Here is a 16,083-nt window from a genome sequence, read left to right as displayed (position 1 = left end):
CCAAACGCTTCAGCACGTCCCGCAGTGCGCTTTCACAAACTGCCGGAAGCGGGTAGCCGAAAGGAGAGTGAGGTGAAGATAATCTTGCTGATCGCGGGGGCGCTACTCGTCTGCCTGACCTTCGTCTGGTTCTTCTTTTTCGTCCCGCTTGGCTGCGGCATGAACCCGACAGGTTGCAGGCAAGAGTTTCCCGTCTTCAGCGCGATCGGCCTCATGCACTTATGGCTGCCGCTTGCGGCCGCCTTCTTGCTCATCCTTCTGGGATTGAGGCGCTAAGATACAATAGGCCCATCGGACCGGCTGAGGCGGTCTGATGGCAGTTGCGTTGTGGTGGTGGCTTCAGCCCTGAGCGTCGCGCTTGCGCTCGATAGCATCCCAAAGAAGGCTGGCGACATCGGCGCCACCGAACTTCTTCACTTCGCGAATGCCGGTCGGAGAGGTGACGTTGATTTCCGTCATATAGGTGCCGATAACGTCGATGCCGACGAAGAGGAAGCCACGTTCACGCAGGGCCGGACCAATGCGCTCGCAGATTTCCTTTTCGCGCGCCGTCAGTTCAGTCGGCTCGGGTCGACCGCCGGCATGCATGTTGGAGCGCGCATCGTTTTCCGCTGGCACGCGGTTGATGGCGCCAACGGGTTCGCCATCTACCAGCAGGATACGCTTATCGCCCTTGCGCACGTCCGGCAGATATTGCTGCGCGATATAGGGCTCGCGGAACATCTGGCCAAACATCTCCAAGAGCGAGGAGAAATTGCGGTCGTCACGGGTGGAGTGGAACACCCCTGCCCCACCGTTTCCGTAGAGGGGCTTAAGGATGATATCGCCCATCTCCTGACGGAAGCGGGCAATTTCGGCAACGTCCTTGGTGATCAGGGTTGCGGGCATCAAATCCGCAAACTCCGTGACGAAAATCTTTTCAGGCGAGTTTCTCACCCAGGCCGGATCGTTGACGACAAGAGTCTTTGGGTGAATGCGCTCCAAGAGGTGGGTGGAGGTGATATAGGCCATGTCGAAGGGCGGATCCTGGCGCAGATGGATCACATCCATTGTCGATAGATCGACCCGCTCAGGCTCAGACAGCGAAAAATGGTCGCCATTGATATCGCGCAGTTCCATCTGCTCGACGGTGGCGTAGATCTTTCCATCGCGCATCGACAGGCGGTCTGGCGTGTAGTGGAAAAGGCGATATCCCCTCGCCTGGGCTTCAAGGCTGATGGCGAATGTTGAATCCCCGGCAATGTTGATGCCGGAAACATGATCCATCTGGATCGCAACGTTCTTGATCTTCGCCATGCGCAATTCCTTTTCAAAAGCCCGTCTGATGTAGGATAGAGCACCTTTAAAGACAACCAGCGCTGCAAGCGGGATCTGTGAGTTTTATTCACACAGGTCTGCTCCATCACTCAGACGTTTGGCAAGATATTCTCACGGTGATCGAAGCAATTTAAGCCATCATCTGACGGGCGTAATTGTGAACCGCGACGAAGGCGTCTTGCGCACCGGAAACGACACGGCGCTCCTCCTCTTCCGTCAGCTCGATCTCATCAAGCGCTGCGGTAAACGTACGCCAATGCAAGCCCCTGCCTTCCGGAGCACCGGCAAGATGGCGTGCCCCGAACTCTTCTCCAAGTCCGAGTTTGGCAGCGTCTTTCAGCAGAAAAGCAGCACCGAGATTGGAACCCTCCACCACGTAGAGCCACCCCATCGCTTCCGGCAGATCAAAATTTTGGTCACCCTGCTGGAAGCGAGCACTCTGATTTTCCGGGGCATCGAGGGACAAATCTTGAAGGTCCTGTTCGATCAGCCCTATGCGACGGCGTCCTTTCAGATCCGGCAGAAGACCGTCGAGCGTCGCATTGAAGAAGAGCGCGTCGAGATCTTTGTGAAAGAGATATTGCGTCTTCACGAACTTGCCGAAGTTTTCGCGGCTTTCGAACGGCTTCGCGGTCATGATGAAGCTGTCGAGCGCACCATGCGCATCACGCGTGCCCGCTTTCAGACGCTTCGTGCGGCTGGGTTCGATTTGGCTCTCATCCACGATGGGGCTCACGCTGTTCATATTCTGTGGTCGTCCTGTTTATAGATTTGCGCTTTCATCAGCGTTTTTGCACATAAAAATCTTTCCTTTTAAAGTCAGATTTAAATACGCCATATACACGGTCGTGAGGCGGCAGAGCCCGCGGACGCTCCTTCGCGATTGGTGAGACAATCCCGTGCAAAGTCAAGCTCCAGCGTCAAGAGCGGCGTTTCTCCTGAGGCCGGGCACTTTTTATGATCCCCACAGCACCAGCTCGGAAACCGGAATCGCTTCTGGAAAAGCACGATGCGTCGATTCAAAGAAGATAGAGCGCCGCGCGTCCAACAGGACGCACGGCGCTCTAGACGATCGGAACTGTGGGAACTGATAGCGCCAGACCTGAGATGGCCGTATCAGAACTCCGTCCATTCAGCCTTCACCGCAGCATTGCCATGCGAGGCGAATTTCGGGCTGGCGCGCTGGACCGGCGGTCTGGCCTGAACGGGTTTGGACGTCACCGGGTTTGCCGGCGGGCGGTCATCGAAACGGAACTGCTCCAGCAAGGCGAAGAGAGCCTTTGCTTCCGTTGCAAGCCCGTGGCTTGCTGCCGTCTGTTCTTCGACCATGGCCGCATTTTGCTGCGTGCCCTGATCGACCAGATTGATGGCGCGGTTGATATCGTTGAGAGCGGTCGACTGCTCACGGGCGGACTCGATGATGGCACCGATATCCTTGTTGATGTCCTGAACATTGCCAGCGATTTCCTGCAGCGCTTCACCTGCCTTGCCAACCAGCGTGACGCCATTGGCAACCTGTGCACCGGAAGCAGTAATCAGCGTCTTGATTTCTTTCGCCGCCGAGGCCGAACGTTGCGCCAATTCTCTGACTTCCTGGGCGACGACGGCAAAGCCCTTTCCGGCTTCTCCGGCACGCGCGGCTTCCACGCCTGCATTCAGGGCAAGCAGGTTCGTCTGGAAGGCAATCTGGTCGATGACGCCGATGATATTGGAAATCTCATTCGAAGACTGGTTGATCCTGTCCATCGCCACCATGGCTTCGTTGACGATCTCACCGGAACGGTCTGCATGAGCCTTCGCACGACCGACCAGCTGGCCGGAGTCTTCCGCGCGTTGGCTCGAATCCTTCACCGTCGTGGTGATTTCCTCAAGCGCTGCGGCTGTCTCTTCCACCGAAGCCGCCTGTTGCTCCGTCCGCTTTGCCAAATCGTCAGCGGAGATGCGGACTTGATGGGCGCCGGCGGAAATCGTCTCGGCATTATTGCGCACGGTCGCCATGGCATCCCGCAGCCTGGCCGATGCGGCATTGAAGTCACGGCGCAGTCGGTCGAGTGCCGCCATGAAGGGCTTATCGATTGTTTGCGACAGATCGCCATGCGCCAGGCTCGTCAGAGCATTGGCAAGTCTCTCGACGTTTTCGACGCGGTCCGTCACATCCGTTGCGAACTTGACGACTTTGATGACCCGCCCCTTGAAGTCGAAAACCGGATTATAGGATGCCTGAATGTGGACGTGGCGGCCACCTTTGCCCACGCGCATGAACTCGTCGGCGATGAACTCTCCAGCGTTGAGCTTACGCCACATCTCTGCGTAGTCAGGGCTTGCCGCAAAGGCTGGATCAACGAACATGCTGTGATGCTTGCCCACAATCTCCGAGGCCGTGTAGCCAAGCGCCTGCAGGAAGTTCTGGTTGGCAGAAAGGATCGTGCCGTCCGTCTTGAACTCGATCACCGCCTGCGCTCTTGAGATCGCCTCGATCTTCGCACCCGTGTCGATGCCATGCATCTTGGTTTGCGTGATGTCGTTGGCAAACTTGATGATTTTCAGCACTTTGCCGGAACTGTTCTTGATCGGATTGTAGTTGCCGCGAATGAAGATCTCGGTCCCGTCCTTGGCAAGTCGGGTGAACTCGCTGCAGACGAATTCTCCGCCACGAAGCTTGTTCCAGAAGGTCTTGTAGTCGGCAGACCGCGCATAGTCATTGTCCAGGAAAATACTGTGATGCTTCCTTCGAAGCTCCGCTTGCGAGTATCCCATCAGGTCACAGAAGTTTTTGTTGGCTCTAAGGATGTTGCCATCCACATCAAATTCGATGACTGCAAAGGAAAGGTCCAGTGCATTCAATATTTTTGCGGCATCGGAATTGAAGAAAAGCGCCATGGTCTTTGTTCCTGAAGTGCGGTTTGGACGAACCTCTCATATTGAAGTTAATAATTTAGTCGTGAAAAAATTGGCGCCTACTAATTTAGATCAGCACTTCAGCCTAAAGCATGTCGCGAAGCTTCAGATTGCCTCCTTGTACTTTCAGGCTTTTTCCCTTCAAATGTCGTTATTGAGATACCACCACCCACTTTGCTAGGCTCGTCGCAGCTATCAAGTAGACTGAGGTGATCCCGTGAGCCTCTGCATTTTCATGCTTGCTCACCTTTGCAGGCCGAAGAGACGCGCAAGCGTAAAGCCGACGCCTTTCCTGAGCTAGGGCATGGCTGCCCTCAGCTAAATGGGAGCGAATTTCACGAGGTTTGGTCAACATCGGGGTGACCACAAAAATTTGCGCAGGCCCAGAGCACCATAACCAAAGGCGCTTGTAACCGTTTGATGACAAAAATGGAAAGGAACTGGAAAGCGCTGTAACGCGCCTGACAAGCTCAGCCTCTATCAGGGCCCGAAGACGGTGAGGCAGATTGCCTTCATCCCACGCATCGGAGTTTTGCCCGTGAAGGTCATCCAGATCACAGATACCCACTTTAGCCCGTCCAAGACGCATTTCAACAGCAATTGGGCGCCTCTGCTGGCCTGGCTTGAGACAGAGAAGCCGGATTTGATCATTCATACCGGCGATCTCACCGTCGACGGTGCCGATCACGCCGACGACATGACATTTTGCATGGAGCTGATGCGTCAGGCTCCGGCGCCGGTTCTGATTGTTCCGGGAAATCATGATGTCGGCCACCTGCGGGGATCACCACAGCCGGTTACACAAACACGTCTTGATCGCTGGCTCAGCCTCGTCGGTCCAGATCGTTTCACTTGCGATATCGACGGCTGGCGGCTGATCGGCTTCAACTCTCTCCTGCTTGGCATGGAAGACGAGAATGAGGACGCTCAGCTCGCTTGGCTGGAGCAGGCCTTCGCCGCTGCGGGCGATCGTCGTATCGCTCTCTTTACCCACAAGCCAATATTTGTGGACGAACCCCTGGAAGGCGACACAGGTTACTGGGGCATCCGCCCCGCGCCGCGCGCGCGGCTCTACGACTTGATGCGCCAGCACGATGTCGGTCTCGTTGCCACCGGTCACCTGCACTGGGCTTGGCAAGGTACGCTGAACCAGACCAGTCTTGTCTGGGGACCGTCGTCCGCCTTCCTCATCGACACGCTGGAGCGTGAAATGCCAGGGGAGCGCCTCATCGGCGCCGTCATTCATACCTTCGAGGGTGCCACAGTGTCGAGCGAGATCGTCGCCGTTCCAGGCATGACGTCCTACTACATCGACGATGTCATCGACGAGGTCTACCCGAAGCCGCAACCGGCCGGGGAGGCTGCTGAATGAACGCGCTTCGTCTTTCCGGTATTACCAAATCCTTCGGCGACAACGCCATCCTCAAAGGCATCAGCCTGGAGGCGGAGCCTGGCGAATTCATCGCGCTGGTCGGCCCTTCCGGCTGCGGCAAGAGCACGCTTCTACGCATCGTGGCGGGCCTTGAGCATCCCACCTCGGGCAGCGTCGTGGCGGACGGCCGTGAACTGACGGCGCTCGCGCCGGCCGAGCGAAATGTCGCGATGGTCTTCCAGTCATACGCGCTCTATCCCCATTTAACCGCTGCACAAAACATCGCCGTTCCGCTGGCGATGCGCAAACTGACAAGTGTTCAGCGGCTGCCGATCCTTGGCAATCTGCTACCCGGTCAAAAAGAAGCCCGCAGCGCCATCCAACGGCAGGTTCAGGACATGGCGCAATCCCTGAAGATCGAGCATTTGCTCGATCGCAAGCCCGGCCAGATGTCCGGCGGTCAGCGTCAGCGCGTGGCATTGGCACGGGCGATGGTACGGCGTCCGGCCCTGTTCCTGATGGACGAGCCGCTTTCCAACCTCGACGCCAATCTGCGTGTGCATGCCCGCGGAGAAATCGTCGATCTGCATCGACGCGCAGGCGTGCCGACCCTTTACGTTACTCACGACCAGGCGGAGGCCCTGTCGATGGCGGACCGGGTTGCCGTGATGATTGCCGGCAATCTTCTCCAGCTCGCCTCACCCCAGGCCATCTATGACGATCCGGCCCATATCGAGGTCGCCCGTTTTCTTGGTCAACCTCGGATCAACACACTCACGACGCGGGTAACGTCGGACAGGACAGTGAAGCTCGGGAACATCTGTCTGACGGTGAGTGGTGCTGCACGCGAAGGGGACGAAGTTACCATCGCAATCAGGCCGGAACATCTACGCGTGTCACCCCCTAATCCAAGCGGCGTTGCCGCCCATGTGGAGCGCTTGGAGTTCCTCGGCTCCGAGGTCATCGTCTATGTGGTGATCGATGGACTGAACCAGCCGATTGTCGCGAAGCTGACACCTGCTGAAGCCAAAGGCATGTCCGCGAGCATGCCGGTCTCCATCCTTGCAGAACCGGGCCGCGCGCTCCTTTTCGCACAGGATGGCAAACGCCTGTCTTCTCAGCCCGTGACGGCGGACGCACTGGAGGTTGCTCATGGTTGAGGCAACCTATCCCGCAACGCCCCTCGCCCTGCCGGATCTCGGCGCTGCGCGGCAGGCAAGAACCGCCTGGTTGCTCGCACTGCCGGCTGTCATACTGATGATCGCCTTCATTCTCGCCCCGCTTGCCGCTGTGGTCTTCCTTGGATTTACGGATTTCGAGCTTGGCTACGGCAGCTTCCGCTTCGTCGGCTTCGAAAACTATGCCGAGCTCTTCCTTGATCGCACGTTCCGGCAGTCTCTGTGGAACACGGCGATCTACAGCGCCATCGTGGCACCCGTCTCACTGTTCCTGGGACTTGGCATCGCGCTTTTGATCGAAAGCGAAAAGATCGGTCAGTCCTTCTTCCGCACCGCCTATTTCTTGCCTGTCGCTTCGCTGCTGGTCGCCATGGCCACCGTCTGGCAATACCTGTTTCATCCGACCATCGGACCGATCAACGCCGCCCTGCAGCTGGTCGGGATCACCGGCCCGAATTGGCTCGGCTCATCGAGCACCGTGCTCTACAGCTTGGCGATCATCGGTATCTGGCAGAGCGCCGGCTTCAACATGGTCCTCTTTCTGGCGGGCCTGACCGCGATCCCACGGGACCTCTATGCCGCGGCAAATGTCGATGGGGCAAAATCCGGTCTCGATCGCTTCTTCCTCGTGACATGGCCTATGTTGGGACCCACCACGCTCTTCGTCATCACAATCAGCGTCATCAACGCCGTCAAGGTGTTCGAGACAGTGAAGACGCTGACTGAAGGCGGGCCCAACAAGTCCTCCGAGGTGCTTCTCTTCACCATCTACCAGGAGGGCTTCGTCTATCTGCGGGTCGGCTACGCTTCCGCCATGACGGTTATCTTCCTCGCCGTCCTCGTCGTCATGATGTTCATCCAATACCGCCTGCTCGACCGCGAGGTGCACTACACATGAACCCGCAAGCCACTTTCACTTTCGGTCGGGCCTTGCGTCTTGGCCTGCTCTGCCTCGGCGCGCTGATGTTCCTGGCACCCTACGTGTTTATGCTGTCGACTGCCGGCAAGGGCCAGAGCGAGATCTTCACCTCGTCGCTCTCCCTCATTCCGCAACACTCCTTCTTCCTGCAGAATTTCATGAAGGCCTTCACGCGCGTGAATATGCTCGGCCTGCTGTTCAACGGCGTCGTGGTCTGCTGTCTTATCCTCTTCTTCCAGGTTCTGATTGCGGTTCCTTGCGCCTATGCGCTTGCCAAGCTGAACTTCCGTGCGGCAAGGCTGATGATGGCGCTTGTTATGTTGGGCCTGCTGGTCCCCATTCACGCGACAGCGCTTCCACTCTATGTGGCCTTCAACAATCTGGCGGTGCTCAACAGCTACACCGCGCTCGTCGCGCCCTTCTCCATCTCGGTGTTCGGCATCTTCCTTTTTCTGCAGTTCTTCCGCGCCATGCCGGATGATCTCATTCATGCCGCAAGGCTGGATGGAATGTCGGAGATGGGCATCGTCGCCCGGGTTATCGTGCCTAACGCCTGGCCGGCCATTACAGCCTTCGCCATTTTCTCGGTGGTGGCTCACTGGAACGATCTCTACTGGCCACTGATCGTCGTCTCTAACCAAACCTACGCCACCCCTCCGCTCGGTCTGCTCTATTTCCGTGCAGCAGAGGCAGGCGACGACTACGGCGCGCTTATGGCCGCAACCCTCATCATCACCCTTCCTCTCGTCCTGGCGTTTTTGTTCGCCCAAAAGCGCTTCGTCGAGGGCATTACCATGACCGGTCTCAAGGGCTGACCGGTTACCTCTCACACAAGGAGACATGCCATGAAGCATTTCACCAAGATACTCACTGCCGCCGCCGTCTCCATGATGGTGGCTCTACCGGCCCATGCCGAAACGACCATTACGGTCCACTACCCTATGCCAGGTTTCTTCAAGGATGTGATGGACACGATTTCGAAGAAGTTCATGGAAGAGAACCCGGATATCAAGATCCAGTTCGCCAACCCTTCCGCGACCTATGAAGAGGGCATCCAGACAATCATGCGCCAGGTGGGCACCGCCGAAATGCCTGACGTGACCTTCATCGGTCTCAATCGTCTGCGCATGGCCGATGAGCGCAACATTCCTGTCGACATGGGACCGATGATCGCCAAGGACAAGCAGAGCATGGCGGATCAAGGCTTCTCGGACACGATCCTGAAGCTCGCCCAGGTCAATGGCAAACAGGTTGGTCTTGCTTTCGCAACCTCAAACCCGATCATGTACTACAACGCCGATCTGGTGAAGGCCGCCGGCGGCGATCCTGACCAGCCGCCGAAGACCTGGGACGAGGTCATCACGCTTGGTAAGAAGATAAAGGCGCTTGGAAACGGCGTGGATTCCATCGACTTCCGCTGGCAGGGCGACGACTGGATGTTCTCCGCCCTTCTCTTCGGCGCTGGCGGCACAATGCTGAGTGCCGACGAAACGCAAGTCGCCTTCAACGGTCCGGAAGGCCAGAAGGCCATGGGAATGATCGACCGCCTGGTCAAGGAAGCAGGCATGCCCGTTTTCACCAAGGCGGCCGGCGAGCAGGCCTTCGTGGCAGGAAAAGTCGGCTTTGCCTTCCAGACAACCGGCGCGTTGCGCAACACCATCAAGAATGTTGGCGACAAGTTTGATCTACGCACGGCACCGATCCCGCTGATCGATCCCGTCAAGGGCAAGCTTCCCACCGGCGGCAATGCCGTCGTCATCCTCACCCATGATGAAACCAAGCAGGCTGCAGCCTGGAAGTTCGCCAAGTTCGCGGCAGGCCCTTACGGCGCATCCGTCGTCGTCCCCGGCACCGGCTATGTGCCGAACAATGAATTGGCTGCAAAGTCCCCGGAATACCTCGGCGACTTCTACAAGAAAAACCCCTTGTTTCTGGCTGGCCTTAACCAGATGCCGCGGATGATCCCCTGGTACGCCTTCCCCGGCGCCAATGGTGTACGTGTGACGCAAACCATCGTCGACAACATCTCGCGCGTCGTCGACCAATCGGCGTCTCCGCAAGAGGCGCTCGACGATGCCGCCAAGGAAGTAAAACGCCTTCTGCCGCGCACGAACTGAACTCGAGCGTGGCGCGATCTTTCAGATCCGCTCCTCACGCTCCAAGTTTTAGTTTTGCCGCATGTTCTTATTGCAAAACCGATACGCACTTTTGCGTGACATGCGTTAGATGAAACAATACCCGCCGCATCGACTGCGGCGGGCCACAATCAGATGGAGCGGACCGATCCCCCCGCTCTGAGGGCAAAATCCACCTGAAGATGCCGTGGCGCAACGCCCTTTTCTGCAATATCCAGCAAAAGGGAGGCTGCGACCGCTCCCATACTCGCATCGGGCATTGCGATGGTCGTCAGCGGTGGTGTCATCAACTGACCAATGGCGATACCGTCGAACCCAGCGACCGATACGTCCTGCGGAACCGAAAGCCCTTCGCGACGCAAAGCGCCGATCACGCCGCAGGCCAGAAGATCGTTCGAGGCAATGATGGCCGTCGGCCTCAATTCCATGACAGCGACAAAAATATCTGGTTGCTCTTGGTTCTCGACAAACGGAATCTGCAGCGCGGCCAACGGAGCAACCTCGATGTCTGCGAGCGCTTTTCGGTATCCCTCGTAGCGCAACAGGGCTCGATCGGACGCAGCGAAACTGCCCGACACGAAGAGAATGCGGCGATGTCCGCGATCGATCAGATGCTGTGTGATCCGGCGGCCAGCCTCAAAATTATCGACTGTGACGGCTGCGCGAAAAAGAGAGGTAGGACGGTTGTTGAGCAACACCGTAGGCGGCAATCGGCTTGCTTGCGGAACGCCATTCTCCGCATTGCAAAGCGTCAGGATAAGTCCGGTGGGACGCTCGCAAAGGAGCGCCTCGATCGCATCAGCTTCCTGCGCAGGATCATAGTTGGATTGGGCCAGCACGACTGCATGACCACCCACCCGCATACGGTTCTGGATTTGCGACAGCGAGGCCGCAAAAACTGGATTGGTAATGCTCGGAATTAGCACCCCCACCAGCGGCCTCCGGCCTCCACGAGAAAGCAGCGCCACTCCAGGGCGATAACCAAGCTCCGCTGCCGCTACCCGAACGCGCGCCTTCACCGCATCGCTCACGGGACCGCGCGCACCCAGAGCACGGCTGGCGGTTGCGATTGAGCAGCCCGCCCTCTTCGCTACATCTTCCAAATTCGCCATGACCGATGATCCTATGTGAAGGCTGGTCTAACTCTGGATAGTGACAGACGCGTGATGAAGTTAAAGAGAAATTTGCGCGCTGAGGATATGCCCCTATCCTCCAAGCTGTCGTTCACCTGATTTGAGAACGGCGGTTGATTCGCGCGTAGAATGCTCGAGAGCGACGCAGAGATATCTATAGCGACAATAAGCGGAAAACCCACGAACTGCCCGATGCAGAGCGGGTAAGCCTCGAAGAATTACTTACATATCGAGGCGCTCTCAACGATCAACACAATACCGGCGCTAATCGGTTTGGCTCTGGCTCTATTCGACGGGTACAATTGGTGCGGTGACCTCGCACCGAGGAAATTCTCAGTGGCAGGTGAGCGGGAAACGCCGCGAGATGCATTAGTGACCGCACTCTTAGGCTCGGAATGGCAAGCTAGCGTAAATCGCGACGTATCGAGTTTCCGCTTCCGTCAACGTGTGTGCTCTATGGGAGGTGAAGGGGGCGCCCTTTGGAGCGCCCACTTGTCATAGAGGGCCTCAGCTCCAGGCGTGAAGCGGGGGTTTCTCGCCGTTGAGGAAGTACTTGCCCAGGATCGAGTATTTCCACCGGACCGGATCGTGCAGCGTGTGGGTGCGGGCATTGCGCCAATGGCGATCGAGGTGGTGCTCCGCAAGTGTGGAGCGTGTCCCGGCGAGTTCGAAGAGCTTGTTGGTCGCCGTAATGGCGATTTCGGTCGAGAGGATTTTTGCCTCGGCAGTGACGATCTGCGCCTCGGCGACCGTTTCTGCGTTCGGGTTCTGGATAGCCCGGTCGATGGCGTAACCGGCTTTCTCAAGCAACGCCTGCGCCGCATGCAGGCGCAGTGTCAAATCGCCGACAGCCTGGATCGTGTAGGGATCATCCCAGGCGTTGTCTACGCCGCTGTCTACCCAGGCGCGGCTCTTGGTGCGCACGAAGGAGACGGTCTCATCGATCGCCGCCTGTGCAATCCCCGTATCGACCGCGACCTGGATAATCTGGAAAATTGCACCATCGGCGGTGGGTTCCGCATATCCCTTGTAGCCGGGAACCAGATGGGTCTTGGGCACTTTGACATTGTTCAGGATCACGGTGCCCGACAATGTTGTCCGCTGCCCGAAGGACGACCAGTCATCGATGACGGTCAATCCGGGCGCATCCCGCTCGGCAATCGCATACCAGGCGCGGCCCTGATCATCGAGAGCAACGATCGGTACGAGATGGGCGAGAAGCGCACCGGAAGAATAGAATTTCTGGCCATTGACGATCACATGATCGCCCGCATCGACGAACTTTGTTTCGAAATCGGCCGCCCGTTTGGAGCCGAATTCGGAGAAGGCATTTCCGAAGCGTGTTCCCTTCAGTACCTCGGCGAACAGCAGCGTCTGCTGCGCCTCGCTCGAAACCGTGCGGATTGCCGCGACGACGCCGAGATGGTTCTGCGCGATCTGGCCGATGGAGGAATCGGCTGCAGAGACGATCTCGATCACCTTGGCGAGCGTCGCGTAGGAGACTTCCGGACCGCCGAACGCCTTTGGCACGTTGATCGACCAGAGACCGCTCTGCGAGAAAGCATCGAGTTCCTTCACTGGCCAGATGCGGTCGCGATCGCGAAGGGCCGCACCCGGGGCTATTTCGGCGGCCAGTTTCTTGGCGATTTCGATCGCCTCGACGTCGCTCTTGATGATGTGTGCCGGCTCGCTCGGCCGCGACACGGCCGGAACGCCTTGAGCTGCATCTTTGGTCTTGATGTTGGAAATGGTCATGCTACGTCTCCTCTTTCCTTTGATTTTCAGTGAATGTGCGCGACAGGCGCGGCCGGTTTCTGGCCCAAATAAAAAGCTTTCACGTCATCCCGCACCTTGAGCTCGGCAGCCGTGCCAGACAGCACGCTCACGCCGTTCTCCAAAACAATGGCACGGTCGGCATAGGTCAGCGCGACTGCTGAATTTTGCTCGGCGACCAGGATCGACAGGCCCTCTTCGCGATTGAGGCGCTTCAGCGTGCGGAAAATATCCTGCACGACGAGGGGTGCCAGCCCCATCGACGGTTCGTCGAGCACCAGCAGTCGGGGTCGCGACATGAGCGCCCGGCCGATGGCCGTCATCTGCTGCTCGCCGCCCGAGGTGAGGCCGGAAAGCAAGCGGCGCTTCTCCTTAAGCCTCGGGAAATGCGCGTAGATTTTCTCAAGATCGGTCGCAATTTCGGTGCGCGTGGCGGATCGGCCAAGACCGCCGGAGATCAAATTCTCCTCGACCGTCAGCGTTCTGAAGCAGTGGCGACCTTCGAGCACCTGTACGAGACCGAGACGCACAAGGCTTGCCGGAGTTTCGCGCGTGACATCACGCCCTTCGAACAGAATATGGCCAGCAAGCACCTGCCCCCGTTCGGCCGCAAGGAGATTGGAAACGGCCTTCAGCGTCGTCGACTTGCCGGCACCGTTCGCGCCCAGCAGCGCAAGAATTTCCCCGCGCCCCAACGAGAGCGTGACCCCTTGCAATGCGGTGATGGCATGATTGTAGGTCGCATGGAGACCCTCCACAGCGAGCAGCCTGTTCCCGTTCGTCATCAGCATCTCCTTGGCGCGTTTCGAATGTTGTGGCCGAACCAGGGGAACCCTTGCCCGGCCACGCGAACATCAGTTCGTCACGGAATTCGCATCTTCCGAGGTCCGAAGCTTGATGCCTTTTTCCGCCGCATAGGCCTCGGAGGACTTCTCGATGATCGGGCGCAGCAGAGCCCAGTCCGGTGCAATCCAATCGGAAACCACATTCCACTTCTTGCCGTCCCACTGCTGGAACGTCACGTAGCCGTTGCCCTCATGGTTGTCCCAGGTGACGTTGATCGAGTGGAAGAGATCCTTGGCGCCCAATGCCTCCACACGGGCCGGGTCGAGCTGCAGATGCTCGAAGCCCCAGCGAACCTCATCGCCGGTCAATGTGCGCTTGCCGAATTTCTCCTGGGCGATCCGCACGGCCTCGACATTCAGGATACCGTTGACGATCCCGAGATTGTGGTAGACGGAGCCAATGCGGCTCTTGTCATCAAGGTTGCCCTTGCCGGCATCGTAGACCGTTTTCACGATTTCCTTGACCACCGGGTAGGCGGCGCCCGATGCCTGGGTCGTGATGGCGGTATAACCCTTGGCGGCATCGCCAGCGGGAATGACGTCCTCTTCCGAGTTGGACCAGACATTACCGATGATGTGATCGACCGGGAAACCGGTCTTCGCCGCCGTCTTCAACGCCACTGGGTTCATGACGCCCCAACCGCGCAGCACCACGTAATCCGGCTTGGCACGGCGTATCGTCAGCCATTGAGACTGCTGCTCGTTGCCCGGATGTGGGACTTCGATCTGCTGGAGGTCGAAGCCATACTTTTTAGACAGAAGCTCGTAGATCGGGATCGTTTCCTTGCCATAGGGCGAGCCGTGATAGAGCACCACGATCTTCTTGCCCTTCAGTCCCTCAAGCCCGCCTTCCTTGGAGGCGATGTAGTTCACGATGCCGGAGGTTTCGCTGTACGGGTTGAGCAGCAGCGGGAAAACATAGGGAAAAACGCGGCCATCTGTCGAATCCGTGCGACCGTGATTGATGGTGATGAGCGGCACCTTGTCCTTCGTGATGCGATCGATCATGGCATAGGCGATGCCGACCGACAGCGGGTTCCAGGCAGCAACGCCGGGATTGCTCTTCAGCCGTTCATAAGCTTCGACCCCGCGCTCGACCTCGTACTGCGTTTCGGCTTCGGACCAAGTCAGCTTGACGCCGTTGACACCGCCGTCTCTGATATTGATGAGATTGAGATAATCGATGAAACCACCGAAAAAGCCCGTGCCGCCCGCTGCATATGGCCCAACGCGGTAGCTCTGTAGGGGGAAGTACTGTTCATCGGCCATGGCCGGGAAGGCGATGGATGCGAGGCTGATGCCGGCAGCGAAGGCTGCGGCTTTGATTTTCGTGTAGAAGGTCATATCTGGACACACTCCGTCTGTCGGCTGGCGCTCTGCCATCCGGTCTGATTTCAGGAATTCATGCGCGTTTCTTGTTTGGGTTTTCGTGTTGGAAGCCCCCCGCCCTCGGTGCGGGTCTTCGCGTGGCCTATGCCCGGCTGACGGCGGCCGTCACGCGTGACCTCAAGCGGTCCCACAATGACACGACGCCGTCAGGTTCCAGGATCAGAAAGAGAATGATCAAGGTGCCGAGAACAATTCGCTGCGTCATATCGAGCACGCCGGAATTAAAGACATCGCCCAACAGCAAAGAGCCAAGCCGTGAGAGGACGAGCGGGAAGACAACGATCAAAGCCGCACCGAAGAAGGCGCCCCGGATCGAGGCAAGCCCGCCGATGATGACGATGAAGAGTATCTGAAACGAACGGTCGAGATTGAAGCCGGCTGGCTCCACCGTTCGCAGGTATGCAAAGGCCCAAATTACCCCGGCAACGCCGATGATGAAGGATGAGATCGCAAAGGCGAGCAGCTTGGTGCGAAGCACCGGAATGCCGATGATGCGCGCGGCGGTCTCGTTGTCGCGCACGGCGATGAAGTTGCGACCGGTCTGCGACGACACGAGGCGGTACGCTAGGAAGGTGAGGACTGCGACGATGGTCAGCGCGAAGAGATAACGCCCGACCGGCCCTTCGAAGGAAACCCCGGCCAGCGAAAGCGCCGGCGCATCGATCACGCCGGATGCGGAGTCGTTCGAAAACCAGCTGAATTTCGTTAGCGCCCATTGCACGAAGAACTGCGCCGCGAGAGTAGAAACTGCGAGGTAGAAACCACGCAGTCGCAGGCTCGGCAAGCCAAAGAAGATCCCAATGGCTGCTGCGGAAAGACCACCGAGCACAATCGAACCGACAAGCGGCAACCCATCGACCCGCAGATTGAAATTATAGGCGGCGAAGGCACCGACGGCCATGAATGCAGCCGAACCAAGCGACACCTGACCCGCATAGCCAGTCAAAAGGTTAAGACCGACCCCGGCAAGACTGAGCGCAAGAAACGGCAAAAGGATCGCCTCGAAGAGGTAGCTGGTGCCGATGAACGGAACGACGAGATAAGCAATGGCGAGCACCGCGGCTGTGCCGGCATGGCGCGGCAGGGAAAACGTCGGCGAGAGATCAGCTGTAACGGCGGACATA

At 58.2% G+C, this 16,083-nt stretch carries 14 protein-coding genes; 6 read left to right on the top strand and 8 right to left on the bottom strand.

Features of this window, described 5'->3' with window-relative positions:
- Window positions 1–72 precede the first annotated feature (72 nt).
- Window positions 73–276: a hypothetical protein gene (locus tag EYC79_RS13130; protein WP_111849923.1), complete on the top strand. Its 204-nt coding sequence runs from the start codon at window positions 73–75 to the stop codon at window positions 274–276.
- 63 nt (window positions 277–339) lie between these two features.
- Here EYC79_RS13130 and gshB read toward each other — a convergent pair whose 3' ends face one another.
- The 3 genes from gshB to EYC79_RS13115 all read right to left on the bottom strand — a co-directional run bounded on the left by gshB (window position 340) and on the right by EYC79_RS13115 (window position 4,197).
- Window positions 340–1,296: a glutathione synthase gene (gshB, locus tag EYC79_RS13125; protein ID WP_062423610.1), complete on the bottom strand. Its 957-nt coding sequence runs from the start codon at window positions 1,294–1,296 to the stop codon at window positions 340–342.
- A gap of 151 nt (window positions 1,297–1,447) precedes the next feature.
- Entirely contained in the window at window positions 1,448–2,062 is a 615-nt protein-coding gene (locus EYC79_RS13120) for a biliverdin-producing heme oxygenase (protein WP_111849733.1), read from the bottom strand.
- Between the two features lie 371 nt (window positions 2,063–2,433).
- Window positions 2,434–4,197 carry a methyl-accepting chemotaxis protein gene (locus EYC79_RS13115; protein ID WP_130978275.1) on the bottom strand — a complete coding sequence of 588 codons (1,764 nt, stop codon included), beginning with the start codon at window positions 4,195–4,197 and terminating at the stop codon, window positions 2,434–2,436.
- Between the two features lie 556 nt (window positions 4,198–4,753).
- Here EYC79_RS13115 and EYC79_RS13110 point away from each other — a divergent pair.
- The 5 genes from EYC79_RS13110 to EYC79_RS13090 are packed head-to-tail and all read left to right on the top strand — an operon-like array spanning window position 4,754 to window position 9,801.
- Window positions 4,754–5,587: a metallophosphoesterase family protein gene (locus EYC79_RS13110; protein WP_130978274.1), complete on the top strand. Its 834-nt coding sequence runs from the start codon at window positions 4,754–4,756 to the stop codon at window positions 5,585–5,587.
- Window positions 5,584–6,747 carry an ABC transporter ATP-binding protein gene (locus EYC79_RS13105; RefSeq protein ID WP_130978273.1) on the top strand — a complete coding sequence of 388 codons (1,164 nt, stop codon included), beginning with the start codon at window positions 5,584–5,586 and terminating at the stop codon, window positions 6,745–6,747. Before EYC79_RS13110 ends, EYC79_RS13105 begins: the two co-directional genes overlap by 4 nt.
- On the top strand, window positions 6,740–7,663 hold the full coding sequence (locus tag EYC79_RS13100; protein ID WP_130978272.1) for a carbohydrate ABC transporter permease: 924 nt from the start codon (window positions 6,740–6,742) through the stop codon (window positions 7,661–7,663). The genes EYC79_RS13105 and EYC79_RS13100 overlap by 8 nt, the downstream gene beginning before the upstream one ends.
- Window positions 7,660–8,499 carry a carbohydrate ABC transporter permease gene (locus EYC79_RS13095; RefSeq protein ID WP_062423848.1) on the top strand — a complete coding sequence of 280 codons (840 nt, stop codon included), beginning with the start codon at window positions 7,660–7,662 and terminating at the stop codon, window positions 8,497–8,499. The genes EYC79_RS13100 and EYC79_RS13095 overlap by 4 nt, the downstream gene beginning before the upstream one ends.
- A 30-nt stretch (window positions 8,500–8,529) precedes the next feature.
- Complete coding sequence (locus EYC79_RS13090) at window positions 8,530–9,801, top strand: ABC transporter substrate-binding protein (protein WP_111849725.1); 1,272 nt, start codon at window positions 8,530–8,532, stop codon at window positions 9,799–9,801.
- Window positions 9,802–9,950: 149 nt separating this feature from the next.
- Here EYC79_RS13090 and EYC79_RS13085 read toward each other — a convergent pair whose 3' ends face one another.
- From EYC79_RS13085 to EYC79_RS13065, 5 genes are all read right to left on the bottom strand, one after another.
- Complete coding sequence (locus EYC79_RS13085) at window positions 9,951–10,931, bottom strand: substrate-binding domain-containing protein (RefSeq protein ID WP_130978271.1); 981 nt, start codon at window positions 10,929–10,931, stop codon at window positions 9,951–9,953.
- 528 nt (window positions 10,932–11,459) lie between these two features.
- Window positions 11,460–12,707 (bottom strand): SfnB family sulfur acquisition oxidoreductase, encoded by a 1,248-nt coding sequence (locus EYC79_RS13080; RefSeq protein ID WP_130978270.1) that lies wholly within the window; start codon window positions 12,705–12,707, stop codon window positions 11,460–11,462.
- Window positions 12,708–12,733: 26 nt separating this feature from the next.
- The gene (locus EYC79_RS13075; protein ID WP_130978269.1) at window positions 12,734–13,510 is read right to left on the bottom strand and encodes an ABC transporter ATP-binding protein; all 777 of its coding nucleotides are present in this window, start codon (window positions 13,508–13,510) and stop codon (window positions 12,734–12,736) included.
- A 69-nt stretch (window positions 13,511–13,579) separates the two neighbouring features.
- Window positions 13,580–14,914: an ABC transporter substrate-binding protein gene (locus EYC79_RS13070; protein WP_162739507.1), complete on the bottom strand. Its 1,335-nt coding sequence runs from the start codon at window positions 14,912–14,914 to the stop codon at window positions 13,580–13,582.
- Window positions 14,915–15,041: 127 nt separating this feature from the next.
- Window positions 15,042–16,082 (bottom strand): branched-chain amino acid ABC transporter permease, encoded by a 1,041-nt coding sequence (locus EYC79_RS13065; RefSeq protein ID WP_130978268.1) that lies wholly within the window; start codon window positions 16,080–16,082, stop codon window positions 15,042–15,044.
- Window position 16,083 lies beyond the last annotated feature (1 nt).

The sequence above is a fragment of the Agrobacterium cavarae genome, assembly GCF_004310285.1.
GTDB classification, from domain to species: Bacteria; Pseudomonadota; Alphaproteobacteria; order Rhizobiales; family Rhizobiaceae; genus Agrobacterium; species Agrobacterium cavarae.
This window is presented reverse-complemented; position numbering and strand designations above follow the sequence as displayed.

Excerpts from the sequence above, each read along its gene's own strand:
- gshB (WP_062423610.1), bottom strand. The coding sequence starts at position 1,296 with ATGGCGAAGATCAAGAACGTTGCGATCCAGATGGATCATGTTTCCGGC.
- EYC79_RS13120 (WP_111849733.1), bottom strand. The coding sequence starts at position 2,062 with ATGAACAGCGTGAGCCCCATCGTGGATGAGAGCCAAATCGAACCCAGC.
- EYC79_RS13115 (WP_130978275.1), bottom strand. The coding sequence starts at position 4,197 with ATGGCGCTTTTCTTCAATTCCGATGCCGCAAAAATATTGAATGCACTG.
- EYC79_RS13105 (WP_130978273.1), top strand. The coding sequence starts at position 5,584 with ATGAACGCGCTTCGTCTTTCCGGTATTACCAAATCCTTCGGCGACAAC.
- EYC79_RS13100 (WP_130978272.1), top strand. The coding sequence starts at position 6,740 with ATGGTTGAGGCAACCTATCCCGCAACGCCCCTCGCCCTGCCGGATCTC.
- EYC79_RS13095 (WP_062423848.1), top strand. The coding sequence starts at position 7,660 with ATGAACCCGCAAGCCACTTTCACTTTCGGTCGGGCCTTGCGTCTTGGC.
- EYC79_RS13090 (WP_111849725.1), top strand. The coding sequence starts at position 8,530 with ATGAAGCATTTCACCAAGATACTCACTGCCGCCGCCGTCTCCATGATG.
- EYC79_RS13085 (WP_130978271.1), bottom strand. The coding sequence starts at position 10,931 with ATGGCGAATTTGGAAGATGTAGCGAAGAGGGCGGGCTGCTCAATCGCA.
- EYC79_RS13080 (WP_130978270.1), bottom strand. The coding sequence starts at position 12,707 with ATGACCATTTCCAACATCAAGACCAAAGATGCAGCTCAAGGCGTTCCG.
- EYC79_RS13075 (WP_130978269.1), bottom strand. The coding sequence starts at position 13,510 with ATGACGAACGGGAACAGGCTGCTCGCTGTGGAGGGTCTCCATGCGACC.
- EYC79_RS13070 (WP_162739507.1), bottom strand. The coding sequence starts at position 14,914 with ATGACCTTCTACACGAAAATCAAAGCCGCAGCCTTCGCTGCCGGCATC.
- EYC79_RS13065 (WP_130978268.1), bottom strand. The coding sequence starts at position 16,082 with ATGTCCGCCGTTACAGCTGATCTCTCGCCGACGTTTTCCCTGCCGCGC.